This window comes from Corynebacterium sp. HMSC074C11 (assembly GCF_001809455.1).
Lineage (GTDB): Bacteria > Actinomycetota > Actinomycetes > Mycobacteriales > Mycobacteriaceae > Corynebacterium > Corynebacterium amycolatum.
This window is the reverse complement of the sequence record NZ_KV797730.1, coordinates 98298-123795: the sequence shown is the minus strand read 5'-3', so window position 1 is coordinate 123795 and position 25498 is coordinate 98298. Positions and strand designations below refer to the sequence as shown.

Below are 25498 nucleotides of genomic sequence, written 5' to 3'. Positions count from 1 at the left end.
GACGGTGTTTTAAGAAATGTGGCTTGAGCATCTCAAGTGAACTTTTACCGGCTCACCAGTATGTAGATTGCTCTGAAGCTGTAATTACTTCAGTTCCTTGGAGGACAGCCCCAGGGTGCGGCGAGCAACAACCAGCTGCTGAATCTGCTGGGTTCCCTCGAAGATATCCAGGATCTTGACGTCGCGGGACCACTTCTCCAGCAGGTTACGCTCGGAGTAACCGAAGGTGCCTGCCAGCTGAACGGCACGCAAGCAGATCTCAGTGCCTGCGCGGCCGGCCTTGGCCTTACACTCAGAAGCCTCCAGGGTGTTCGGCTGCTTGTTGTCAGCCATCCACGCAGCGCGCAGAGCCAGGAGGTACGCAGCCTCCCAATCGGACTCCAGCTTCAGGTACTCAGCTGCAGCAGCGCTCTGGGTGTGTGCCGGTGCATCGTAGTCAATCTCGATGCCGGCCTCTTCCAGAATGCGACGCAGCTCTTCCAGCGAAGCACGGGAGACACCGATGGCCATACCCGCAACCAGCGGACGAGTGTTGTCGAAGGTCGCCATTGCGCCGGCGAAGGACTTCTTAACGTCAATCTCCGGGGAACCCAGCAGATTCTCCTTCGGAACGCGGACGTTGTCCAGGCGGAGCACTGCAGTATCCGAGGAACGAATACCCAGCTTCTCTTCCAGGCGCTCCACGGTGAAGCCCGGGGTGCCCTTCTTCACCAGGAAGGACTTGATGGCAGCGCGGCCCTTGGACTTGTCCAGGGTCGCCCACACAACGACGGAATCGGAACGCTCACCAGCAGTAACGAAGATCTTCTCACCGTTGATGACGTACTCGTCACCATCGAGCTTGGCAGTGGTGGAAACAGCGGAGGAGTCAGAACCGAAGGACGGCTCGGTAATTGCCATGGAAGCCCAGGTCTTACCGAAAGCCTCCAGCTGCTCATCAGTAGCAACAGCTGCGATAGCTGCGTTACCCAGACCCTGGTACGGCAGGGACAGGGTCAGACCCACGTCACCCCAGCAAGTCTCAATAACGTTGAGCAGCGAAGCCATGTTGCCACCGTTTTTCACACCGGTACGCTTCTTTTTCTTGTCATCGCCACGTCCACCGGAAGCACCGGAGAAGCCACGGCCACCATCTGCCATGCCGTCCATCATGGAGGCAAGGGTGTCGAGTTCCTTCGGGTACTCGTGCTCAGCGAGATCGTACTTACGGGAAATCGGTCGGAAGATCTCAGCGGCGGCCTGATGCGACTGGGACGCGCCCGCCTTGAGGAACTTCGGCAGTTCGAGGTTAATCATTTTCTTTCCTCTTAATTCTTTTCGGCTGAAGTATCTAGCGGTTTACAGAACGACGATGCCTTCGGCGACACCAATTGCGCGGAGGTCACGGTACCAGCGCTCAACTGGGTGCTCCTTGGTGAAGCCGTGTCCACCGAGCAGCTGCACACCGTCGGAACCAATCTTCATACCCTTTTCCGTGGCGAAGGTCTTAGCCAGAGCTGCCTCGCGAGCGAAGCCGCGACCCTGGTCAGCGCGGGAAGCACCGCGGAGGGTGATCATACGGAGACCATCGAGCTCAATCTTGATGTCGGCGACCATGAAGGCCACTGCCTGGCGGTGGGAAATCGGCTCGCCGAATGCCTGACGCTCGTTGACGTAAGGAATGACGTAGTCGAGAACTGCCTGAGAAGTACCCATTGCAAGCGCAGCCCAGCCGAGGCGGGAACGACGCAGAATGTCGAGGTATGCCTCTTCACGATCCTCAGCAGAGGTGCTAGCACCGCCGAGAATGTTCTCAGCCGGAACCTTGACATCCTTCAGGATGACACGGCCCATTGCGGCACCGCGCAGACCCATGGACGGGTCAGCCTCAACGTGGAGGCCCTCAGTGTCGGACTCAACGATAACCAGAGCTGGCTTACCCTCGAGCTCAACACCGATGATGAACAGCTCAGCTGCGCCGGCGTTCGGAACGAAGGACTTAACACCGTTGAGTACCAGCGAATCGCCCTCGCGCTTCGCGGTGGTTTCAGGCTTGCGCGCGTCGAAAAGCGGACGCGGCTCTGCGAGAACAACAGCGGCAGCCGGGACGTTCTCGCCAGCGAATGCCGGCAGGTAGGTCTTCTGCTGCGAGTCGGAGCCGTGAGCGGTCAGGGTGGCAGCGACACCGGCCGGAGCCAGCACAGCCAGAGCCAGACCCATGTCTCCGTAAGACAGAGCCTCTGCGACCAGCGCGTTGGTGGTGACGTCCTCACCTGTAGCGATGCCCTCGAAAGCCTCCGGAACGTTGATCATGGTGACGCCCAGCTCAGAAGCCTCAGAGACGAGGTTCTCCGGCGGAGTTGCCTCGTGGTCGGACTTGTAAGCAGCCTCGCGCAGACGAGACTCAGCGAACTCCTTCACCGTCTCGACGATCATCTGCTGATCCTCGGTCGGGGTGAGGTCGAAGAGCTTCTTTGCCTTCTCCTCGGCTGCGGCCTCCTGTGCAGCCTGGGCTTCCTCAGCCGGACGCTCCGGCTTACCGGAACCGGAAATCTTCTTAAACTGACGATTCGCGGCACCAAGGGTCTTAAAACCGGACTTGGTGGACTGGTACACCACGCGGTCGATCTTTGGCTGAAGGTCGTACTTCTGGGCGAAGTCCGAACCAGTAATCGACGTGATGAACCGCATTGCCGCTCCGATAGCGTCGCGACCAGGGTTATTGCGGCCGACAGTCGAATCTTCGCGGTTCTTCTTCTCGCTCATGTGATCATGGCCTTTCGAGTCAGAACTATTACTGGCATAACAATAAATGAATCACGTGACCGTTGTCACAGGAATTGAAAAAACATTGCCAAGTAACAGAAAACTTTCAGGTTTCTAACTTGTCAGGCGATAACACGGTTAACAACGTAGTTGCGATCAGCGAGCTCACCAAGCAGCGCCTCGGGCTCGAAGCCGTACATCGCCCAACGGGCACGCGCAGTCCACGCAAGCGCATCTTCACTGCTCAAACGATGGAAATTAACCTGGTAACCACCGGAATAGACATGCAGCAGCGTGTAGCCACCGGGGTATGCCTTGCACGCGCCGGTCTCCAAATAATCAACGCCGGCACCAAAATCACCGCGAGTACGCTTTGCACGGTGGGTGTGACCTGCTCCCGCGAAGAATACACCCGAAGCGTCGTTAAGCAGCTGCTGCAAACGTCGTGCATCAGCGCTATTGAGAATGAATATGGGGCCGGCAGCATTTGTCCAGCCAGCCTCAGAAGTAATTGGGTGATGAGCCAGCACAACCGTCGGCTTGTTGGGGTCGCGCTGTAGTTCTTGCTCTAGTGCATCGAACTGTCCCGGGCTAATCTCGCCACCGGACTGATCCAATTTCGACGAATCCAGACCGATGACGCGGACCGGCCCCTGCTGAGTGACCCACAGTTCTTGTCGCGGACGCCCCAGTAGGACTCCGAAGGGATCGCGATGATCTTCGGTGCCCTCCAAAACCGGGAATTCGTCGTAGCCAGCAGACGGATCGGCATCTGGCTTATGCGGACGATCGTGATTTCCGCGGGTGACAAACCACTGCTGCCCCTGAGCGCCAAAAGTATTCATAATCTCGGCAAATCGACGTACCTCCACCGGACGTGCCTCCGACGTGGCATCACCGTTGATGAAAACCCTTTCAATACCCATCCCCCGAAGCTCAGCGAGGGCAGCCGTCAACATGACCTCGGGGTACGGTGCGGCACCGGCTTCAGGGAAAATAGGTGCAGGCAAATTGCCGACAACAATACCGTGCCCGTTTTCGCCGATATGCGTGTCGTTGAGGATGGCAATCGTGGTCAGATACTCCCCCTCCGGAGCGACCAACGTCGTGAACCGTCCAGTTTGTTCAGGCGTATCGGGGAGGTTTCGGGTAATTAATCCCGGCTCGGCGACCAGCCCATTCGATCGACATTCGAAACGGTACGTGGTTCCAGGCCGCAGCTTATCGACGGTCACAAAGTGGTAGCCAACCTGCGCCTCGTCCTTATACACCACGGGCAGCTCGCCGCCCTCATCAGCGTCGACTGGCACTAGCGCAACTTCAGTATCGGCCGGTGCCAGTGGAGCCAGCTTCCCCCACGCTGGATGTGGGCCTGCATACGTCGCCCACGAAAATGTCACTGACGTATCGGTCACGGTCACGACTTCCAGATCCGTCACCACGAGGCCACTGGTCAAACCTGTTAATGGAAACGGCGCCTGGTTCGGAGCCGCCGATGCAACTGCTCGCGTCCCGACGCTATTGACGGCCACCGCTACCGCTCCCGCTGCTGCTCCCAAGCGCAATACGGATCGCCGATTAATTTTCTTATTCCCATTTACCGAAGTCATGGGTGAAGAAATTACGGGATAAAGATAATCCCGGTGATAACACCGGGATAACTACACATGAATTCGCCGACCAGCCGTAATTTTCCGGCTGACCACTACTTGAATAACTTCATGCTAAAAAGAAGCGTCGCTTACGCTTCCGGCTTCACAATCGGGAACAGCACGGTTTCGCGAATACCGAGACCGGTCAAGGCCATCAGCAGGCGGTCAATGCCCATACCCACACCGGTCGTCGGCGGCATGCCCTGTTCCATTGCGTGCAGGAAGTCCTCGTCTAGAACCATGGCCTCGTCGTCGCCACCGGCGGCCAGTCGCGCCTGGTCCTCGAAGCGCTCACGCTGGACAACCGGGTCAACCAGCTCGGAGTAGCCGGTAGCCAGCTCGAAGCCACGGACGTAAAGATCCCACTTCTCGGTCACGCCCGGCTTGGAGCGGTGCTGACGAGTCAGCGGAGAGGTCTCGACCGGGAAGTCGCGGACGAAAATAGGACCGTCGAGCTGATCTTCACAGAGCAGCTCCCAGATTTCCTCGACCAGCTTGCCGTGGCCCCAGCCGCCCTTCTCCGGAACCTCAAGTCCAATCACGTCGGCGATTGCTTTTAGCTCCTCGACGGTCGAGTCGATGGTGACTTCCGGCTGACCAGGGAACTTGCGAGCAAGTGCCTCGTTCAGCGACGGGTACATCTCAATCTGCTTCCACTCGCCGCCGAAATCGAACTCCGTGCCGTCGGCAAGCGTAACGGTCGTCGAACCGAAGACCGCGACGCAGATTTCCTGAATGACCTCGCGGACGGTGCGGGCGGAGTCATCGTAGGTGCCGAAGGCCTCGTAGTACTCCAGCATCGCGAACTCCGGGCTGTGCGAGGAGTCGATGCCCTCGTTACGGAAGTTACGGTTAATCTCAAAGACTCGCTCCATACCGCCGACGACGCAGCGCTTGAGGAAAAGCTCCGGCGCGATACGCAGGTAGAGATCAATGTCCAAAGCGTTGGAATGAGTCACGAATGGACGTGCAGCTGCACCGCCGTGCAGAGTCTGCAACATCGGGGTTTCGACCTCGAGGAAACCGCGACGTTCAAGGGCGTGGCGCAGCTCGCGGATGACCTTGATGCGAGTCAGTGCGTTAGTACGAGCCTGCTCACGCATAATCAGGTCCGTGTAACGGTGACGCACACGGCTGTCCTCGGACAGATCAGCGAACGACACCGGCAATGGACGCAGAGCCTTCGAGGCCATCTGCCACTTGGTAGCCATTACGGACAACTCGCCGCGGCGCGAAGAAATTACGCGGCCAGTAATGAGGACGAAGTCGCCCATATCTACGTCCGACTTCCAAGCAGCCAGGGCGTCCTCGCCGACCTCAGCCTTGGAAAGCATGGCCTGCAGGGTCGTGCCGTCGCCCTCCTGCAGAGCGGCAAAGCAGAGCTTGCCGGTATTACGGATAAACATGACACGACCAATGACGGTCACGACATCCTGAGTCTCCTCGCCGGCCTCGAGGTGGCCCCACTCTTCGCGGACATCCTTGAGAGAGTGCGTACGGGGAACCTCGACCGGGTACGGCTGAATTCCAGCCTCGAGCAGGCGGTCACGCTTCTCGCGTCGAATGCGCAGCTGCTCAGGAACGGTGGCGGTGTTTTCAGGGGTCTTCTTCGCGTCAGTCACGGCTATAAAGGTTAGCCGACTACACCGCCGACCTGCTACTCGCCCGGCTCTTTGCGAAATACTCAGCGCACTACTCCCCCGCCTGCCGCCAACCTCGACGAATATCCTCCACAATTCGAGGATGAGCCAGTGTCGACGGTTCCAATTGTTGCGGACCGTTATCAGCACCGAACACAGCCGCAGCCCGAGCCACGTCAGGAGTGAGGAATTTCAGCGGCGGGGCGCCGTCGTAAAGCTCGAGCGTAGGAGGCTCAGGCTCGGCCTGCGCGAGTACAAACCCCCAGTCCCCGAAGGTGGGAACATGCACATGGTACGGAGTGGTCGACCAGCCTGCGGCACGAATCGAGCTGTCGGTGCGCCAGAAGGCCTGCGGCGTCGAAAATGGCGAACCCGACTGCACCACCAGCTTCGCGCCCGGCGCGGCCACCGTACGGATTAACCCGTAAAACTCCTGAGAGTAAAGCTTGGCTAACACTGCGTTGTCGGGATCGGGAAGATCTGCGTAGATGGCGTCGAATTTTTGCGTCTGGGTCTTGCCACGTGCCTGATCGTGGAGCCATGCGAAAGCATCCGCAGTAACCTTCTCCACTCGGGGATTGTCCAGGCTGCCGCCGTTATCTTCCCGCAGCACAGTGCGGGCGACCTCGATGACGTCCGGATCCAGATCGACCTGAACAATGCGCTCGATGTTGGGCATCCGCAGCAGCTCCCGGGCAGCCAGCCCATCTCCCCCGCCGAGAATCAATGCCGACTTCGTGTCTTTATCCACCGCCGGGTAGACCAGCGACTCGGTGTAGCGGTACTCGTCACGACTGGAGTACTGCAGTCCCCCGTCGAGATAAAGCCGCCGGTCCCCGCCAAATCGGGTGACGACGATGTCCTGGTACTTCGAGTGCTTGGCAAAAACAATGGGTTGGGCGTAGAGCGACTGCCGGGCGGTCGCCTCGATGTCCCGGATTCCGGCCAGCAACGCAACCAACCCAACCAGCGCCGCGACGAGGGCGGCGACAGCTGTGACAAGTGCCCGGCGGGACAACATCTGCTTCAGTAGCAGCGCGGCAATTACCAATGCCGCGGTGACGTTGATCAGTCCGGCGATGGCAGTGGCCTTCAGCATTCCCACTGTAGGCAGGAGCACAAACGGCCAGATTAAACCGCCGACCAAGGCTCCGAAGTAGTCCGCGGCGTTGAGATTCGCCAGCACGCGACCGGTGTCCTCTGCGGAGGACGTCCGACCGGTCTGCAGAAGTGTCATGAGTAACGGCACCTCGGCGCCAACCAGCGTTCCGATTATGAAAGTGGCAGCGACCAATGCTCCTAGGCTCTCACCTGTAACCGAAAATACCCAGTACAGGGCGGTTGCGGACACACCGCCGAGCAAACCCAAAGCACACTCGATACCGAGGAAAGACACCGCGGCACGGCGCACAAACGGTTTCGCCACGACGGCGCCAAAACCCAGCGCTGCGACATAACCGGCCACAATCAGGGAATTCGCAACGACGTCACCGCGGCCAAGAGAAGCCGACAGCGCCAGTAGCGCCAGCTCATAGACCAGGCCGCAGGCAGCGCAGGCCGCCACAGAGCCCAGCAGGAGAGCCCGCCAACGCCGGGAAGTCGTGGTGGTCTCCATCTATGACAGCGCCACCGCGTTAATCACACTGATAACGATGAAGGCGGTCGCAGCCAACGCCGCTCGGGGGCGTACTTTCGCGTCCATCACGACATCACGGAAGCGCCCCGGAATCAGGGCTTCCAGCACCAGCAGCGATGCTGCCTGCAGCACAATGCCGAGGGCACCGTAGACGAGGGTCTCCCCCAGGCCAATCATCAGGGCGTCGTCGGATGCGCGGATTACCGAAACGACAATGCAGGCCAGCGCAATCTGCTGTGAGCCCGCTATCATCGCGGCGCCCGCACGGTTTTCGAGAAACACCAGGTCGCGCAGTTTCCCAGGGGTAATCAGATCAAGGACAATGAATCCGACTACAAGCACTAGGGCACCCGCAAGGAAGTAACCGATGGTGGCCGGTACTCCGACGGCCAGATGCTCGCCCACTGTTGACTGCGCTGTCTCTGATGTCTCCGACTGCGCCGTGAGGATAGCCGTCCCGGTGGTGGCCATGTACGTTACTGGGCCCATGTTTATTTCGCTCCTCCGAATGATCCGGCCGATCCACCCGAACCGCCGGAGGGGGCGGAGGGACCGAAACCGGGGCCGAGATAGATGAAGTGCCCACCCGAATAGCGGCCACTAAATGATTCTCTGGTTATCAGGCACGTGTCCTTCGACCCTGCCTCAGGGGTCTGACGCGAAACGATGAACAGGTGCTTCTTCGTCCTCAGGTACGCCGCCCCGCCATCTTCGTTGTAGGCCTGTGGCTTGATCTCTTCTTTCAGCTCACGCCCCACCTCAATGGGGTCGCGGTCGCCACAGGTCCAACGTCGATCAATTCCGCTGCTGACCTGCGTCGCAGATGCTGCGCCGGGCGCGGACTGATAGCGCTCGCTAATCCTCTCTTCCGCAGATTTCCCGCCGACGAAGAAACCAGCCAGCGTGACCATAATGCCGACAACGATCAGTGCGTAACCAATACTTCCGCGTCCCATAGACTCAGGAACCTCCCTTTACGCGGTCTGCCTCAGCCCCATGGTTACCAGCAACGGCAGTCCAAGTATTCGACGTCCACACGAGCTGCCCCGGCGGGTAGCCGTGCCACGTATCCCAGCGATACCCCTGCTCAATCGGCTCCGCAGACAACACAGTCAGCGCGCCGGGAGAACCGGGAAACTCTGCGACGACCGAATGGGGATGTCCCGCTCCGAACTCACGCCGTAAAGCATTTGCGCGCTGAGCGAAGGCTTCTGGCGAGAGGTTCTCCACACGAGCTTTCACCATCACGCCCGCCCCGCTCAGAGGCACACCGTGTGTCGCAGTACAGGAAATCTCCTCGGTAAAGCACGGGTTCTCCCGCTTACCGACGAAAACCACATGCGACGCTCCGAGGACACCGAGCGTCAGCGACGGTGTTTTGCCGTCGGGGTGTGAGATAACCGCCTCGCAGAGGGTGTCCGGGACTTGGCCGTCAAAAGCAACGCGGAGTTGCTCCGCAGCGGTGTCTTTGAACGGCACATCTAGAATTGCCAGCGACATAGTGACCGTCACTAGCGATTGTCCGTGTCCGGATTATGGTCCGGCGCTGCCATAACATCAATCTCACCGGGAAGAATCCTAATACCGGTGGATGCCTCCCACATCGAGTCACCGTAGCGTTCCAGTCCGAGCAAGCGACCGTCACCGGACTTGTAGTCGACGAAGTCCGTAGCCCCCTCGGGCGGCAGCCCAGTGGTGCCAATCGCGGTGTAGCGGGCGGTCCCCCGCTCTTCCTCCCAGTACTCCACACCGTCGACAACGATGGGATTAGCTGGTTTGAAGCTACCTGGAAGCTTGCGCCACCAGGTGAGGATGACTTCACCCTCATCTTCCTCAACGCCGAACCAAGAACCATCTGCCCCACCGTCGACGAGATGTTCCCACCAGCGGAACGGTCCCTGAGAGAGCTCAAGTGATCCGCGCACAACATGAGAGGCACCACCGTAGTTCAGGATTGCGCCCGGTGCGACAGAGGTTGGGCCGTACTTGCGGTACTCATCAGTCATCAGTGGATCGACGAAGCGCTCCCGATCAGACCCCGGAACCTGAGTATTCCGACGCGCTACAACAACGACGATGACCCCGATGACAACGAGGATGATGCCGATTATGACAATGCTGTTCACTAGGATTAATCCCATCGATAGTGTGGTGGCGCTGAGAAAACGCCCGATTACTAACTTTCTACCGAATACAGTCGCGGCGCGTCGTCGAACATTATTTTCGTTCGAGACGCGCCGCGATAGGTCTACGCGCTAATCCGCGCGTTTTTGCTTAGCTCCTTGCCAAGGGCAACCTACACACCAATCTTCTTGCCATCAGTGCGTACAACCTGAACGACTGCCGGGCGTGGCTGCTCCTTGCCACCGTCCGGCCAGTGCGAGGTCGGGTTGGTGGTCGGGTCCGGGTTGTCGCCGACCGGGTGGCCCTGATCCGTTTCAATCTCGCCCGGGTGCTGGACGTTGACCATCACGCGGTTGGAGAAGATTTGCGGACCACAGGTCTCAGCAGCAACCGGAACAGTCAGGAAGCACTTGGTCTCACCACGACGCTCGCCTTCGACAGCAACGGCGAACAGGCCGTCGTTGGAGTCCAGGGCGTTGCCGTCTGTGGAAACCCACAGGTTGCCGTACTCGTCGAAGGTGACGTTGTCCGGGCAGGAAATTGGCGAGACCGATTCCTTGTCGAAGCCACCGAAGTAGGTGTAAGCCTCGTTCGGGTCACCGCAGACCAGCAGAAGGTTCCACTTGCCCTTGGTACCAGCGTGGTCATCTTCCATCTCCAGAACAAGGCCATTCTTGTTCTCGGTGATTGGTGCAACCTCAGTCGCACCCTCATAGGGGCGCCCTGCGCCATCAGTCTTCTTGGCGGCCTTGTTGTCCTGGGTCTTGCCAGAGCTATCCGGGCTCGCCTTACCGCGGTACTTGTTGTTGGTCAGCGCCGCGTAGACCTTACCGGTCTTCGGGGACGGCTCGATATCCTCCGGGCGATCCATGCGAGTCGCACCGACCTTGTCACCGGCGATGCGGGTGTAGATGCAGACCTCTTCGGCGGTCATGCCATCAACGTGGGACTCGTGCTTGCCGTCTGCCTTGGCGGTCATCAGCGGAAGCCACTCAATGTCACCGTCGAAACGGCCGTCCTTCGGCAGCTCACCGGAGCCGTCAATCTCGGACTCGGAATTACCGTTGAACTTACCGACGTAGAGCGTGCCCTCGGACAGAATGCCCATGTTGTGCTTGAGGTCGCCTTCCTTAACCTTGCGGGAAGAGACGAACTTGTAGATGTACTCGAAACGCTCGTCGTCGCCGGAGTAGCACACAACCGTGCCGTCGTCGGTGACGTAAATCTGACCGGCTTCATGCTTGAAACGACCCAGTGCGGTGTGCTTGACCGGGGTGGAGTTCGGGTCAGATGGGTCAATCTCCACCAGCCAGAAGAAGCGGTTCGGCTCATTCGGCTCCTTGGAGACATCGAAGCGGTCGTAGTACTTCTCCCACGCGCGATCGGACAGCTCTTCATTCTTGACCGAGTAGCGCTTGAGCTTCTTAACTGTGTCCTCGTCCTTGAGCTTGCCAACGTTGCCGAAGTACTGGTCGACGTTCTCCTCGCCGGACAGGTAGGTACCCCACGGAGTAACACCACCGGAGCAGTTGTTCAAAGTTCCCTCGACCTTCATACCGCTCGGGTCAGCCTTGGTCTTCAGCAGATCGTGACCAGCAGCCGGACCGTCAACTGTGAACTCGGTGAAGCCAGTGATACGACGGTTACGCTTGTCGCTCAGGATCGGCTTCAGGAATCCCTTGTCATCCTCTTCCACAGCAAGGATGGTCTGCCCGTGGGCAGCCAGTCCGATGTCGACCTGCTCCTTAGTGGCATCTTCCTTCTTGTAGGCACGGAACATCATCGGCTCAGTGGTGTACTCGTGCGAGCAGACGTACAGCAGTGTGCCGTCTTCAGCCTTAATCAGGCCAGCGAAGTCATTGTTGAAGCCGAACTGCTTCAGCTGGTTTTCCGGAGTCTGCTTGTCAAAGTCGAACTCCGGGCCACCTTCGTGGATTGGGTCGCCCCAGCGAATCAGAACATTCTGCTCGTAGCCGTCCGGGATAACGACTGCGTCTTCCGTGTTCGGCTTAACGGCGTCGAAACGCATACCCTCCGGCGATTCGCCCTTGCTACCGTCACCGGCAGCAGTGGTACCGGAGGCATCGGAGCCACCTGCGGCACTGCCCGAATCATCAGAGGAGCAAGCGGCCAGCACGGCGCCACCGCCGACCGCAAGAGCACTAGCACCAGTGACCTTCAGTGCAGCACGACGGGAGAATGCGCGCTGGGAGAATGCCTGCTTCGCAACATCACCGAAGTACTGGTTGTCAGAGAACTCATTCGGAGCATCGTCAGCACAAGCATTACCACACTTGTAAGTGCAGGTCAGGGAGCTGCGAGAGGTAGCAAACGGATTTGTCAGCAGATTCTTGCCAATACGAACCACGGGGGACACCGCCTTTGTATAGCTTCGACTAGATGAGGAAATGGAAAACTAAAACTTTTAGATCCTCTAAGAAGCTAAGGACGTTGCGTTACCTTTCGGTTTCTAAAGATCAACTCGCCAATGAGCTTTAGCTGACGGTCTAATGGCTTACAATTTAACGCAAAGTAAACACCCTGGTGTGTGGTTTTCCCGCTCGGCTTTCCCTCCAACTACGCAGTCGAGACCCAGCTCTGCGGGCTGCGTGGACTAGCCCTGGTTCTCAGGACTACGCGGATTCTTCAAATCAGAGCCTTCCGGCACATCCGCCGGGTCAGTGCCGCTTTCTAGAATCCTGTTATTCTCATCGACGAAAATGACATTCGGCTTGTACGTACGCGCCTCAGCGTCATCCATCATGCCGTAGCCGATGATAATAACCAGGTCACCCGGCGAAATCAGACGAGCGGCGGCACCATTGATGGAAATGATGCCCGAGCCGCGCTCTCCGGTAATGCAGTAAGTGGTAAGCCGGTTGCCATTATTGATATCGACAATGTCGACGGCCTCGCCTTCAAGCAGGTCGGCCGCTTCCATCAAATCAGCGTCAATCGTGCACGATCCAACGTAGTGAAGATCAGCCTGAGTCACCGTGGCACGGTGAATCTTGGACTTCAACATAGTGCGAAACATGAAAAAGGTAGGTCCCTTCCTGGATTCGTCCCCTGGATGCTTGCCTACCGCGGCACCCCTTAGCGTGGCAGGTTGTTAGTCGGCACACTATAATACGACAACTTCCCAGCCACGAAAAACTACTTCGAAAAGCCGTCCTACTCGCTGTCCTGCTCAACGCCAAAGCCGGCGTTCTTCAGGTTTTCTTTGCTGGACTCATCTTTCAGGCGGGCATCTCGAGCAGCGCGGACCTTTTCCTGCAGCTCAGCCAACTCAGCGGCCTCTTGCTCAGTCAGCTCGCCGTCCAGACCCGCAGCCGACAGGGCCGCTGACGCAATTTCGGCGTCCTTCTGCCCGAGCTGACCGAAACCGTTTGCCGAATCCGGGCGCGGCGCACCCAGAATCAAGCCAACATTATCAATGAGACGAGTAGTGCCGACCTTCGCAGCAACCAGTAGGCGAGCTTCAGTCTCCTGGCCGTCGCCGCGCAACGCCTCGTCGGAAAGCGGGGCGAGCGCAGCGTCACGCAGCTCCAAGTAATCCAACTCGACCTCAGGCTGGCTGGCGAGCACACCACGCGCGGTTTCCAGCACAGCATCCGCACCACGGTCCGCGACAAAAGCACCGGCAGTCAGCGCAGCGGACAGGGTTACTGCGAGATTGCGCTGCTCCTCGGAGAGGTAGCGGTTGCGGGAGCTCATAGCCAGCCCATCGGCCTCGCGGATAACTGGCACACCGTGCAGCTGCACCGGCATATTCAGGTCAGTGACCATCTGCTGCATCAGGCACAGCTGCTGGTAGTCCTTCTCACCAAAAACAGCATCAGTGCAGTTGGTGATGTTGAAAAGCTTGTTAACCACTGTCAACGCGCCGGCGAAATGCCCCGGGCGAGTAGCGCCTTCAAGCTCCGACGCCAGCGGACCCGGCTGCACGGTCGTACGGAAACCGTTGGGGTACATCTCCTTCGCGTTCGGAGCAAAGACCAGCTCAGCACCTACAGCGCGGAGCTTCTCCACGTCTTCCTCCAGAGTGCGCGGGTAGGCGTCAAAGTCCTCCCCCTCACCGAACTGCAGCGGATTGACAAAAATCGACACCACCACAACCGCGCGCGGCAGCGTCTTCGCGGCCTGTACTAGTTCAAGGTGCCCCTGGTGCAGCGCACCCATCGTAGGTACAAGCACCACCGGCCGCCCGGTCTTCCGCAACGCACGGGTGACCTGCGCGATTCCCGCAATAGTCTTGTGAACAGTTGTCTCTCCGGCGGTATAACCCGTCATGTTTCCTCCGCGTTCAGATCTACCGGACCAAGCTTTTCGTCCGACGGCAATACCTTACGCCACATCCCGGATGACCAGAACAGCCAGTCCGCTCAGGTCATCGGCGTAGGTACCGCAAAACCTCGTTGGCGCCGCGCAGCTCGGCGATGCGCTCGGCGAGGGCCAGGTAGGCGGTTCCCATTTCCGGCGCCACCGCTTCAATTTCACGTTCGTGCTTGACGACAGTCCCCAAGTCGTCCCGCGTCACCGGGCCAGTCAGCCCCCGGGAACCCCACCTCAAGGCATTGTCCAATGAAGCTTCCAGCAGTGGGCGGAGCAGCTCGGCGGCTTGGCCTCGACGCAGCTCAGCTATGTCGGTGTCTTCGGCTGCTGCATCTCCGCCGATAGTGGTTGCCAGCATTTCTACTGCATCGACCACAACTGCGCCCAGACCGTTTGAGCCGTGTGCCATGGCCGCGTGATAGAGGCCGCGGTGCCGTTCGTTGATGAACACCGGACGACCGCCGAGTTCACCAATGAGCAGTTCACTGACTGTTTTCGCGAGCTCATCCCCGACCGTGATACCCCATGGGCAACCGGTCAGGAGCTCGGAGTCGTCGTCAAGCCCTGCGAATGTCATTGCGGGATGGGCGGCGATGGTCAGCGCGCCGGTGAGCGCGACCGGATCGAGCACGGCACGCCCGAGGGAACCAGAAGTATGCATGACGATGCGCCCGGGACCAACGTGGCGGGCGACTTCCTCGGCGACCTCTGCGATGGCGCGATCCGGCACAGCGATGACGATGAGCTCGCAGGTGGAAGCTGTGTCGGCAATGCTGCTGACCTGTGCGTTCGGGAGACGTAGATGCGCTCGTGTGACAGATTCTGGTGAGCGCGCGACCACGTGAGTGACACGATGTCCACAGCGCTCTAACGCCTGGCCGAGCGCAACCCCGACTTTTCCGGCAGAAATAATCCCCACCGTCAACCGCGGAGCGGTTGTCCGATGGGGATGGGAATCATGCTGGCTTTGCGTCATGACTGACTAGGTTAGACCAAACCAGCTATGTGCGGTGAGTAGGTCGCGCACACTCGGTAAGCGACTAGGCTTCTTCGTCCTCGCGCTGCTCCCTCTTCTTGCGCATCTGCGCCATCAGCTCGGCAACCGTCAGGCTGCCCTTGTTGTCCTCAGCACGGCGCCGACCGTGGCTTGCAGGCTCCTGTTCAGGAGCCTGAGCTGGCTCTTTTGCGAGGTCCTCATCGCGAATGGTCTGCAGCTGGCGAGTCGGAGAGTCCGAGGCGGCGTCCGATTCCGGCGCAGCGAATGGGTGCCGTGCACCGTGTGCCTCGTGCGCACCGCCCTGAGAATCTTCCTCTGCGGCGTCCTCGGCCGGGGTTTCCTGCCAGTTGATGGCGCGGAAAGAGTTAGTGGAGAACTTCTCCTTGGAAACGGTTTCGTCATCCTTGGAGTCGGCGACTTCGGGGACGTCAACCGGCTGACCAGACGGCGAGAATGTACGGCGCATGTCGGTGGCCTCGGCATCTTCAACCGGCGAAGCGGAGCCAGTGCCACCGTGCTGGGTATGAGCACCGACAGTGCCGTTGGCGGTCATTTCAGCACGGTGGGAAGTCGCGCGTGGTGTCGGCCGGTCGTGGCCTGTCGGGTTCTTCATTGGCGAAGCCTGCTGCGGCGAGTCAAGCTCACGCAGACGCTCGGCCTGAGCGCGAAGAGCAACCTGCTCGTCGTCGAAATCCTCACCCATGAACTCAGCAAGCTGGGCGCGCAGTGCAAAGACCTCAGCGCGCAGCGCCGCAATGTTGTCATCGTTGTTGCCCTCAAGCGAATCCAAGTAGTTCTGCTCGAGAATCAGTTCCTGCTCACGGTGAGTGGCCAGCTCGCGGTCAAGCTCCACCTTGTGCAGCTCCTCGATTGTCTCCAACCGCTTGCGCTCCAGCGCAATAGTCTTGCGGTATCGAGTCACCAGCACAGCCCCGATAACTGCCGACCACAACGCCAGCAGCACGGCAACCTTCATCCAGCCGGCAGAGCTGGCAAAGAGCATGACGATACTGGCAATCACCGCGAGCACCAGCAGCACAACCATGAGAATGACGGCGGTTTTCTCCGTCATACCATCGGTAGAACTAAATTTCGTCACATCATTGCTCTGCTCATCTGCATATGCCGCATCAGCCCCGGAATTAGCTCCAGCGGAGTAGCTTTCGAAGGCTGAAGAAGGCGACGGGGACGGAGACTCAGCCATATCCGACGAAGTAGCTGCCGCGTCGCTCTGAAAATATGCGGCATCACCCGAGCGCTTCGGGTCATTACCGGCGTTGGAGAGGTCAGTCATAACTCCCACCCTACCGAGTTAGTTCCCATTTCCCCGCTAGGAGGCGAAGAATTTTCGCCATCAGTTGGCAATTGGCAAACTTTTTCCAGCCACAACCCCGCCGCAGCGAGCAAAATGCCAGATACTGTGCCGACAATCATGATCGGTCCATCGGCCTGTGCGGCCGCAAGTTCCGTCCACTTCGGCAAGGCCCACAGCACGCCACCGGCGTACAGTCCTCCGAGAATCGCACCCAACCACGCGGATGCCGTACCGACCACCAGCCATCGCGACAACGTTAACGGCTGCACCTGACTGCGATCCTGCCCGACCTTCGCCTCTTTCAGTACCGACTTAATCCACCGCGCTGCCGCCACACAGACTGCTGTGAGCAACCAGGGAAACCCCAGGTCCCACCAACTTCGCGGCCCGAGCGCACCGAAAAACTGTGCCAGAATCATCCATGACGCCAGCGCGAGAACCAGCGCAGATGCTGCCAACGTAATTGGTGAGGTCGGTTTCATCTCTAGGCCCCTTCTCCATCCGCGCTGTCTGCTAGGCGCACCGCGTTTACGTCTTCAAGTGCCAGCTTATCGACGAGTTCCGCGACCCGAACTCCCTCCAATTCGGCATCCGGGTCGGCATCGAGCCATGGCACCAGCACAAAGGCACGCTCGGTTGCCCACGGGTGCGGCAGGGTCAGAGTCGAATCGTCAGAAATAATCTCCTCGCCGGATTCCTTGTCGATGACCTGCACAATGTCCACGTCGAGCGCCCGCGGCCCCCAGTGAATTTCACGCACTCGACCAGCGTCATTTTCCAGTTTCCAACCAGCTTTCAGTAGCTCCATTGGTGTCCGGCGCGTGTCAACAATGAGTACGGCGTTGAGGAAGTCACCCTGCTCTACCCCACCCCAAGGCGGGGTGGCATAAATTTTTGAGGCTGCGACCAATTCATCGGCGAAGAAGTCCTGCACACCTGTTAGGTTTTCTCGCGCGCGATCCATGTTCGCGCCGATAGAAAGAACTGCGCGAATCATGCCAACCGCTTCTTCCGCGAACGGCGAGCTGTCACCGCAGCGTCATCGAAGTCGAGCGGAATGGGCGCATGTGGTTTGTGAATGGTCACTTCCACCGCATGCAACAGTGGGGACAATCCGCGTTCGGCGCGGGCGTCGTCGTCGGCAAGCACTGCTTCGGCGATCTCGGTCGCGACTGTTTCAATGAGGTTGCGAGGAGTGCCGGTCAAAATCCCGTGCGCTGTGGCTGCAATGTCGGCGTAGTTGACGGTGTCGTCCAGCTCATCGCTCGCAGCAGCACCGGAGAAATCCAGCCACAGGGTGACATCACAGATGAAGTCCTGGCCATCCCGGCGCTCGAAGTCGAGACAACCGTGGTAGCCGTGGGCTTTCAGACCTTTGAGTTCAATACGATCAGCCACTGTGTTTACGCGTCTCCTTCCAGAGTCGACTCGGCTGGTGATTCCGCAGCCGACTCGTCGTGCTGCGCAGCGCGGTTAGACCCACCTTCCGGATAGTCGCCGGCCGCTGTGTAACCGGTCAGTGAACGTCCAAGGTTCCATGCCTGCGCCACACGCACTGCGTCGAGGTTGTCGGCCACATTGTGAACTCGAACCGCCCATGCGCCCGCCGCTGCGGACAGCGCGGAAATTGCGGTAGTCGCGGCATCAGCCTGCTTTGGTGCGCGTACCTCACTGCCAACGGCGGCGACGAAACGCTTGCGGGAAGCACCGACCAACACGGGGAAACCGAGGTCAATAAGCTCCGGCAGGTCGTGGAGGAGCGCCCAATTGTCATCGGCATTTTTGGCAAAGCCCAGGCCTGGGTCGAGGACAATATTTTCCTCGACGATTCCGGCGCCCATGGCACCGTCGACAAGCTGAAGCAGGTGCTCACGGACATCGGCGACAATGCCGTCCGGGTGAGTTTCGGCGCGCCCAGAAGCGGAGCCGAAGCGATCGGTCTTCCAGTGCATCAGACAGATGGGCACATCGGCATCGGCGCAGACTGCGTACATGTTGGGGTCTGCGAGACCGCCGGAGACATCGTTGATGAATACCGCACCCTCGGCGATTGCTGCCTCTGCGACACTTGCGCGCATTGTATCGACGCTGATCAGGTGCCCGTCTGCCGCGAGCTCGCGGACCACCGGCACGACCCGGGCAATTTCCTCATCCTCGGAAACGCGGTGTGCGCCAGGGCGAGTGGACTCGCCACCGATGTCGAGAATATGTGCGCCTTCAGCGAGGAGCTCGTGCGCATGGGCAATCGCCGCGTCGAAGGTCTTGTACAGGCCGCCATCGGAAAAGCTGTCCTCGGTGACGTTGACAATGCCCATCACCTTGCAGAGCTGATTCTCGACACCCATCTCCGCCTGCTGTCCTGCCTGCGCTTGCAAGGGGGATTCAGTCACCTTGTTGTCCAGCCTTTCCAATCGACCATTTAACTGTTGCGTTAGCTCTTGCGGATCAGCGCCATTGCCTCTGCGCGCGAACGGGCATCCGTCTTGAAGCCACCGCGGACGGCTGATGTCACCGTGCGCGCACCCGGCTTACGGATACCGCGCATGGCCATGCAGAGATGCTCCGCTTCAATAACGACAATCGCCGAGGCCGGATCCAGCCGCTCCACCAAGGCATCCGCAACCTGACTGGTCAGCCGCTCCTGCACCTGCGGGCGCTTCGCATAGCCATCGACCAGACGAGCGAGTTTGGACAGGCCCGTCACACGACCGTCCTTGCCCGGAATGTAACCAATGTGGGCAACGCCAAAGAACGGCACCAAGTGATGCTCACAGGTGGAGTAAATCGGGATGTCCTTGACCAAAACGAGTTCCTGGTGATCCTCGTTGAAGGTCTTCGCCAGCACCTCAGACGGATCTTCAAACAGGCCCGCGAAAACCTCGCGGTAGGCTCGCGCCACTCGCGCCGGTGTCTCCTTCAGGCCTTCCCTGTCGGGATCCTCACCGACGGCAATCAACAGTTCACGAACCGCAGCCTCGGCTCGCTCCTGATCGAATTCGCGCTCCATGATGTGTACTTATCGCTCCTCGTTGGTGTCCGGCTTGTCCTGCCAGGCGCTGTTGTCTTCGTTTCGCTTGACGACGCTGTCTTTATCCGAATCGTGCATCTGTGCACCCTTGTCATCGGAGTTGTCGGCGTTCTTCGCGTTTTCCGAACGTTCTGTGTGTTCCGGCTGCTCGTTATCCGGCAGGCGGAATCCGCGCAGTTCCTGCTGCTGTCCCGCCGACGGCATCACCGTAGTCGGGGTGGCATCGCTACCAGAGTTTTCCTGGTGGTGACGTCCACCCTGCCTGTCCCACGGCATCTTCGGAGGGGCAGGGATATTCGCGGGGCCGTTGCCACCGTCGCTACCAATACCGGTTGCCTTCGAGCCGAAGTCCGGGGAGCCTGCCGGGTAGTTAGCAGTGCCCGGGTGCTGGCCACGCGCGTTGCCCTGGCCATCCTGCGAACCCGGCTGGCTCTGCCCCTCCGGGCGAGGAGCCGGTGCCGGTGCCGGTGCGGCAGCCGAACCGTGCGTGCTGCCGGTATCCTTCGGCGGCCAACCTGGTGCGGTCCAACCAGCCGGCGGTGGGGTGCCACCGTAAACCGGAACATTTGGTCGGTCCTGCTGAGTGCCTGGCAGACCCGGAGCACTAGCATTACCGGCACCAGCGGAGCCTGCCGCCCCCTGACCATTGCCGTTGTTGCCCGCGTCCTGGTTCTCCGGTTCGCGGCGACGCACCGGCGCGAAGATGTTGACACGCTTCGGCGGTTCCTCACCGCGCTCGATTGCCAACTCCACCGGTGTCTTCACCGGTTCGCGGCCATCGGCCGGGTGTTTGGTGTCCCTATCGAAGAAGTTCAGACGCTCACGCGGAACGACATCGGTGAAGATGACTTCCAGATCCGGACGACGTAGGGTCTCCTTCTCCAGCAGTTTCTCAGCCAGAACATCGAGAGTGTCGCGGTTTTCCTTCAAGATGGCGTAGGCCTCGTCATGAGCCTTATTGATCAGCAAACGAACCTGCTGATCAATTTTCGCCGCCACATCTGGCGAGTAGTCCAGAGAGCCGCTGCCACCGCGGCCGACGAACGGGTCGCCCTGCTCCTCCCCGTACTTCACCGGGCCGAGCTCCGGCGACATTCCGTACTCGGTCACCATGGCGCGAGCAATCTTGGTGGCCTGCTCAATATCGGCAGAAGCACCGGTAGTCGGCAGCCCGAAGACCAGCTCCTCGGCAGCGCGACCACCCATGGCGAAGACCAGACGAGCAAAAAGCTCTGGCAGGTTATACATGCCCTTGTCGTCCTCGGGGACGGTCAACGCATGGCCACCAGTGCGACCGCGAGCCAAGATGGTGACCTTGTAAACACGCTCGATGTCCTTCAGCGCCCACGCAGCCAGGGTGTGACCACCCTCGTGGTAGGCGGTGACCTTCTTCTCCTGCTCGGAGATTACCTTGGAGGTACGGCGCGGACCACCGATAACTCGGTCGACTGCCTCTTCCAGCGCATCCGCAGTAATGATATTGCCGTTGACGCGAGCGGTCAGCAGCGCAGCTTCATTCAGCACGTTCTGCAGATCAGCACCGCTCATACCGGCGGTGCGCTTGGCCAGCGACGTCAGATCCGCGTCCGGCCCCAGCGGCTTGTTCCGAGCGTGGACCTTCAGAATTGCCTCGCGGCCCTTCAGGTCTGGTGCACCCACCGGAATCTGTCGGTCAAAACGGCCCGGGCGCAGCAGCGCCGGGTCGAGAATATCCGGACGGTTGGTCGCAGCCATGATGATCACACCTTGACGATCACCAAAACCATCCATTTCCACCAGCAGCTGGTTCAGGGTTTGCTCACGCTCATCATGGCCGCCGCCCATACCGGCACCACGCTGGCGACCGACGGCGTCAATCTCGTCGATGAAGATAATGCACGGGCTGTTTTCCTTGGCCTGATTAAACAAGTCACGGACACGAGAGGCACCGACACCGACGAACATTTCGACGAAGTCCGAACCCGAGATGGTGTAGAAAGGCACTCCTGCCTCACCAGCGACGGCGCGGGCGAGCAAGGTCTTACCGGTACCGGGAGGCCCGTAGAGCAGGACACCACGCGGAATCTTGGCGCCGAGCTCCTCATAGCGAGCTGGGTGCTGCAGGAAATCCCTAATCTCGTCGAGTTCCTGGACGGCCTCATCGGCACCAGCAACATCCTCGAACGTATTGGTCGGGGTCTCCTTGTTCAGCAGCTTGGCGCGGTTGCCACCAAAGCCGAACATGCCGTTCTTGCCGCCTTGCATGCGGCTGAAGAAGTACATGATGACGAAGAAGAAGATCACCATCGGCAGCAGGAAACCCAAGGTGGACATCAGGAAGGAATCCTGCGTGACCTTGGTATTGAACTTCTCCATGCCCTTGGCGGCAGCGACCTTGTCAAAGACCTGGTCGGTCGCACGCGCTGGATACTTGGTCATCACCTTCGTGACGTCCTCAGTACCCTCGACCTCCACGCCCTTCTTCAGGGTGAGGCGAATTCGCTGTTCGCGATCGTCAATCTGAGCTTCCGTGACATTGCTCTTATCCAATTGGGTCAGGGCAACGGACGTATCCACCTCGCGGTATTCCCGGGAATCATCCGCCAGCTGAGTAATAGCAAAGAGGATAATCAGGATGATGCCGGCAACGGTGGCAAACCGGAACACCTTTTTCTTGTCCATACAGTGGGTTCGCTTTTCGCTCTCTACATCTATTAGTTGCTTTTATTAATTGTACGCATCAACGAGTTCTTCTCGAAGACACATCAATGACACAACATGGGGCCAGGGCTCATGGCACCTGACCCCACAGTAGGCATAACGCATCGCAACCGAAAAAAGTTTCCAACTCCTACTCTTCATAGCTAGAACACAGCTAGAACAGCGTGAGGGTGCGCGCGCAATGCCCGTCGTAAAGCATCGGCACTGTGCAGTAAGTGCCGAAGATTGACCTAGTTCTGATAAACGCGCGGGTGCAGCGTGCCGACGTACGGCAGGTCGCGGTAGCGCTCGGCGTAATCCAGGCCGTAACCGATGACGAACTCGTTCGGAATATCGAAGCCAACATCCGCAACGTCCAGTTTGGTGCGCACAGCCTCCGGCTTACGCAGCAGCGTAATGACCTCCAGGGAGCGCGGATTACGGTTGCGCAGGTTCTTCATCAACCAGGACAGGGTCAGACCAGAGTCAATGATGTCCTCAACGATCACGACATCGCGTCCCTCAATATCGCGATCCAGATCCTTCAAAATACGCACCACGCCTGACGACGAGCTGGAGTTTCCGTAACTGGAAACCGCCATAAACTCCATCTGGCTGGGAATGCTGAGCTGACGGGCGAAGTCAGTCAGGAAGAACACCGCGCCCTTGAGCACTGCGACCAGAATCAGATCGCTGTCGGCATCTTTGTACTTCTCATTCACACGATGCGCCATCTCGGCAATGCGAGCATGCAGCTCCTCTTCGCCAATGAGAACTGCCTCTACCTCATCGCCGTAGGGGTTTGCGGGGACGTTGAAATCCTTCACATCATGCATCGCATTTCCTTTCCGCACTTCTATGGCGGCGTGTCGATGGAGCGTAACTGCCCCAGTGCAAGTTCAGGGTTAAGGCAACCGATAGTTCTCAGCCGCCGGAAGTTGGATTGCGGCACCTTTTCTTAAGACACCGCAGGACGATTCATTACCAATTGTAGAGTGCCATCTTTTCGCTCAACGACCAACCTGGCATTTCTGTCAGCACCATCGCGCCCGCGGGTCACCGGCACTTCCCCCTGGCCGTGATAGCGGTGCACGAGCGCCATAACCATGTCGATCTGTTTACTGCTGGGCTCGGCACCCGCTTGCCTCAACCAACGAGCGAGGACGCGCACCGCGATGGCGTCGTCAAGCTCAGCGACCCCTCGCACAGACAGGCTCCCGCTTGCCGACGTCACTTCCTCCCCCAGCAGCGCATCCAGAGCCGACTCGGCGTGAGCGTCCAAAAAGTCATTGTCGACTGCTGCAATCCCCGCAGTCTTAGCGAGATTTTCCGCAACTCCCGGACCCAGCTCCTGCTCCAGCAGCGGCAAAATCGTCTTTCGAACCCGGACACGGGCGTAATGGTCGTCCTGATTGTGTGGGTCGTGCCAGACTTTTAGGCCCAGCTCTTCACAGCAGCGCTGAGTGTCGGTGCGTCGCACACCGAGCAGCGGACGCAGAATCCGAGTCCCGTCCGACCACGTGAGATTGTCTCTGATAGCGGACAGCGCCTGCGGGCCGCCCCCTCTGGCCAGCCGCAGCAAAACTGTTTCCGCCTGGTCGTCCAACGTGTGGGCGAGCATCAGTGCCGCACCTCGAGATTGGGCAATCTGCCGTAGGACTCGGTGTCGAGCCAAACGCGCCTCGTATTCGGGACCGCGGTCGGAATCGTTATTGATATCGACCGCGATAACCTCGGCCGTAGCCCCCATCCCCCGAGCCATGGTGGCGGCACGCTCGGCGACTTCTGCAGAGCCCTGCTGAAGCTGATGATCAACGACGACGGCGTGAACGTTGCGGCCGGCCAGTGCCCCCTTGGACCCGAAAGCTTCCGCACAGGCCCCGGCGGTCAGGGCGAGCGAATCCGCACCGCCGGAAAGCCCAATGACGATACCGCTGCCCAACTCCTGCCCCACCTGCGGCACTATCGCGCGAACAGCTTGCCGAATGATGAGGAAATGAGGGCTGCGGTCCGGCCAAAAAGGTCTAGCCAACGCGCCCACCACTTGCGATGGTTTCCATCGCTGTAAGCAGAATTCGCTCCTGAGTCGGGCGCGCGATTAGCTGCACCGGCAATCCAGAAGTCGGCTCCACAACGATGCCGGCCGGGAATCCCAGGTAATTCCACGTCGAAACGTAAGGGGTGAAGCGCAGATTGGACAACAGGTTCACAATCCAGGGCATGCGATGCCATGCGCGGATCCGCGGTGGATTCTTGGCCAGAGCCGGAGTAATCAAGATGGTGTCACCCGGCAGCTCACGCTCGATGCGGGCGCCATCGCGTGCCACTTGGCGGCCATTGATTGTGAAACGCAGCAAGCGCCCAATGCCAGCGTGGACTCGGTTGCGCCACTCCAGGTGATCCGGGCACGGCTCGTCACGAAGCTGATCTGCCACCCCCGCAGTCCAGCGCGCGAGCATCGGCAGCGGGTTCAGCGGGTACGGCATGTTCTTTTCCGTGACGGCAAAGCCCTTGTCCGCGAATACTCTCGCCGCCTGTTGCGCCGCATCGACGTACTCCGGTGCAGCCTTTAACCCGAATACGGGCGCAGTGGTGTCCACGCTGACGGCGAAGTTTTCAGGCAGGGTCTTCGCCGGATCCTCCGCATCCACCATGCCATTTGTGAGGATCTTGGTAATCAGGCGCAAGTCCTCGTTGTTGACTGTGAGCACCCCTTGGACAGACATTCCGTACCAGTCATTGCCGCCCACGCGCCCCGGCATTGTTCCCGGGGTCGCCTTCAGGGTCGAAAGCCCGCAGCACGCTGCAGGGATACGCAGCGACCCCATGCCGTCGTTGCCCTGCGCAAAAGGAACCATCCCAGCGGCGACAGCCGCTGCGGATCCGCCGGAGGACCCACCCGGGGTGTGCCCCGGCAGAATCGGATTATCGACGGCCAGCCCCGGCAGCGTCGTCGTCCCCCACGTACAGAACTGCGGATTCACCGTAGTTCCCACCGCGATTGCACCGGCGCTAGTCAACTGCTGGACAAACGGGTTCTCTAGAGCAGTGTTTTCCTTCAGCGCGAATGGCACACCTGCGAGCGGCAACTCCGAGAGGTTCTCGCTGTGCTCGAGTTCCCGCGCAACCTGCAGAGCCCTATCCGCCCACACTTCACGGAAGGCATGAATCCCTCCATCCAGTCTGGCGATAGCGTCGAGACTGCGCTGCACGCTGTCGACCGGGCTTAGCTTTCCCTCGCGAACCTGCGCGGCAATCTCGTGGACGGTGGGCAAGTTCCTAATCGCGGAAGTGTGAGAGGCCATTGCGGATTCATCTCCTCAAATTATTTTCAGTGGTAAATGAAT

Annotated in this window: 22 protein-coding genes and 1 pseudogene; all 23 read right to left on the bottom strand. The window is 59.5% G+C overall.

All coding sequences use genetic code 11. From position 1 onward, the window contains the following. Nucleotides 1-84: 84 nt before the first annotated feature. The gene (locus HMPREF2614_RS05865; protein WP_049181140.1) at nucleotides 85-1296 is read right to left on the bottom strand and encodes an acyl-CoA dehydrogenase family protein; all 1212 of its coding nucleotides are present in this window, start codon (nucleotides 1294-1296) and stop codon (nucleotides 85-87) included. A 42-nt stretch (nucleotides 1297-1338) separates the two neighbouring features. Then, entirely contained in the window at nucleotides 1339-2745 is a 1407-nt protein-coding gene (locus HMPREF2614_RS05860; RefSeq protein ID WP_038626632.1) for an acyl-CoA dehydrogenase family protein, read from the bottom strand. 122 nt (nucleotides 2746-2867) lie between these two features. Beyond that, nucleotides 2868-4355 (bottom strand): metallophosphoesterase family protein, encoded by a 1488-nt coding sequence (locus HMPREF2614_RS05855; protein ID WP_038626634.1) that lies wholly within the window; start codon nucleotides 4353-4355, stop codon nucleotides 2868-2870. Nucleotides 4356-4486: 131 nt separating this feature from the next. Further along, a complete protein-coding gene (lysS, locus tag HMPREF2614_RS05850) occupies nucleotides 4487-6019 on the bottom strand; it encodes a lysine--tRNA ligase (RefSeq protein ID WP_038626637.1) in 1533 nt (510 codons plus the stop codon). 70 nt (nucleotides 6020-6089) lie between these two features. Continuing rightward, nucleotides 6090-7652: a polyamine aminopropyltransferase gene (locus tag HMPREF2614_RS05845; protein ID WP_038626639.1), complete on the bottom strand. Its 1563-nt coding sequence runs from the start codon at nucleotides 7650-7652 to the stop codon at nucleotides 6090-6092. Further along, complete coding sequence (locus tag HMPREF2614_RS05840; RefSeq protein ID WP_083300203.1) at nucleotides 7653-8162, bottom strand: DUF350 domain-containing protein; 510 nt, start codon at nucleotides 8160-8162, stop codon at nucleotides 7653-7655. A 2-nt stretch (nucleotides 8163-8164) separates the two neighbouring features. Next, complete coding sequence (locus HMPREF2614_RS05835; protein ID WP_070560456.1) at nucleotides 8165-8629, bottom strand: DUF4247 domain-containing protein; 465 nt, start codon at nucleotides 8627-8629, stop codon at nucleotides 8165-8167. 4 nt (nucleotides 8630-8633) lie between these two features. Continuing rightward, nucleotides 8634-9173 (bottom strand): DUF2617 family protein, encoded by a 540-nt coding sequence (locus HMPREF2614_RS05830; RefSeq protein ID WP_141745472.1) that lies wholly within the window; start codon nucleotides 9171-9173, stop codon nucleotides 8634-8636. A gap of 11 nt (nucleotides 9174-9184) precedes the next feature. Next, on the bottom strand, nucleotides 9185-9799 hold the full coding sequence (locus HMPREF2614_RS05825; protein WP_049181134.1) for a DUF4178 domain-containing protein: 615 nt from the start codon (nucleotides 9797-9799) through the stop codon (nucleotides 9185-9187). 170 nt (nucleotides 9800-9969) lie between these two features. Beyond that, on the bottom strand, nucleotides 9970-12165 hold the full coding sequence (locus tag HMPREF2614_RS05820; RefSeq protein ID WP_049181133.1) for a PhoX family protein: 2196 nt from the start codon (nucleotides 12163-12165) through the stop codon (nucleotides 9970-9972). Between the two features lie 246 nt (nucleotides 12166-12411). After that, a complete protein-coding gene (gene panD, locus HMPREF2614_RS05815) occupies nucleotides 12412-12834 on the bottom strand; it encodes an aspartate 1-decarboxylase (RefSeq protein ID WP_038626645.1) in 423 nt (140 codons plus the stop codon). A 314-nt stretch (nucleotides 12835-13148) separates the two neighbouring features. Continuing rightward, a pseudogene (panC, locus tag HMPREF2614_RS05810) lies at nucleotides 13149-14090 on the bottom strand (pantoate--beta-alanine ligase); the annotation flags it as partial. 97 nt (nucleotides 14091-14187) lie between these two features. Then, the gene (locus HMPREF2614_RS05805) at nucleotides 14188-15108 is read right to left on the bottom strand and encodes a Rossmann-like and DUF2520 domain-containing protein (RefSeq protein ID WP_038626649.1); all 921 of its coding nucleotides are present in this window, start codon (nucleotides 15106-15108) and stop codon (nucleotides 14188-14190) included. A gap of 64 nt (nucleotides 15109-15172) precedes the next feature. Next, a complete protein-coding gene (locus HMPREF2614_RS05800) occupies nucleotides 15173-16423 on the bottom strand; it encodes a DUF6779 domain-containing protein (RefSeq protein ID WP_038626651.1) in 1251 nt (416 codons plus the stop codon). Then, the gene (locus HMPREF2614_RS05795) at nucleotides 16420-16926 is read right to left on the bottom strand and encodes a DUF3180 domain-containing protein (RefSeq protein ID WP_038626653.1); all 507 of its coding nucleotides are present in this window, start codon (nucleotides 16924-16926) and stop codon (nucleotides 16420-16422) included. The genes HMPREF2614_RS05800 and HMPREF2614_RS05795 overlap by 4 nt, the downstream gene beginning before the upstream one ends. A 2-nt stretch (nucleotides 16927-16928) precedes the next feature. Beyond that, a complete protein-coding gene (gene folK, locus HMPREF2614_RS05790) occupies nucleotides 16929-17441 on the bottom strand; it encodes a 2-amino-4-hydroxy-6-hydroxymethyldihydropteridine diphosphokinase (protein ID WP_038626655.1) in 513 nt (170 codons plus the stop codon). Continuing rightward, on the bottom strand, nucleotides 17438-17842 hold the full coding sequence (gene folB, locus HMPREF2614_RS05785; RefSeq protein WP_005510214.1) for a dihydroneopterin aldolase: 405 nt from the start codon (nucleotides 17840-17842) through the stop codon (nucleotides 17438-17440). Before folB ends, folK begins: the two co-directional genes overlap by 4 nt. Nucleotides 17843-17847: 5 nt before the next feature. Beyond that, a complete protein-coding gene (gene folP / locus HMPREF2614_RS05780; RefSeq protein WP_038629186.1) occupies nucleotides 17848-18789 on the bottom strand; it encodes a dihydropteroate synthase in 942 nt (313 codons plus the stop codon). A gap of 86 nt (nucleotides 18790-18875) precedes the next feature. After that, on the bottom strand, nucleotides 18876-19451 hold the full coding sequence (folE, locus tag HMPREF2614_RS05775) for a GTP cyclohydrolase I FolE (RefSeq protein ID WP_049181131.1): 576 nt from the start codon (nucleotides 19449-19451) through the stop codon (nucleotides 18876-18878). A 9-nt stretch (nucleotides 19452-19460) separates the two neighbouring features. Continuing rightward, entirely contained in the window at nucleotides 19461-22133 is a 2673-nt protein-coding gene (gene ftsH, locus HMPREF2614_RS05770) for an ATP-dependent zinc metalloprotease FtsH (RefSeq protein WP_070560454.1), read from the bottom strand. Between the two features lie 269 nt (nucleotides 22134-22402). Then, the gene (gene hpt / locus HMPREF2614_RS05765) at nucleotides 22403-22987 is read right to left on the bottom strand and encodes a hypoxanthine phosphoribosyltransferase (RefSeq protein WP_038626661.1); all 585 of its coding nucleotides are present in this window, start codon (nucleotides 22985-22987) and stop codon (nucleotides 22403-22405) included. A 122-nt stretch (nucleotides 22988-23109) separates the two neighbouring features. Next, entirely contained in the window at nucleotides 23110-24183 is a 1074-nt protein-coding gene (tilS, locus tag HMPREF2614_RS05760) for a tRNA lysidine(34) synthetase TilS (protein ID WP_224786628.1), read from the bottom strand. Further along, on the bottom strand, nucleotides 24176-25456 hold the full coding sequence (locus tag HMPREF2614_RS05755; RefSeq protein ID WP_070560452.1) for an amidase family protein: 1281 nt from the start codon (nucleotides 25454-25456) through the stop codon (nucleotides 24176-24178). The genes tilS and HMPREF2614_RS05755 overlap by 8 nt, the downstream gene beginning before the upstream one ends. Nucleotides 25457-25498: the final 42 nt, after the last annotated feature.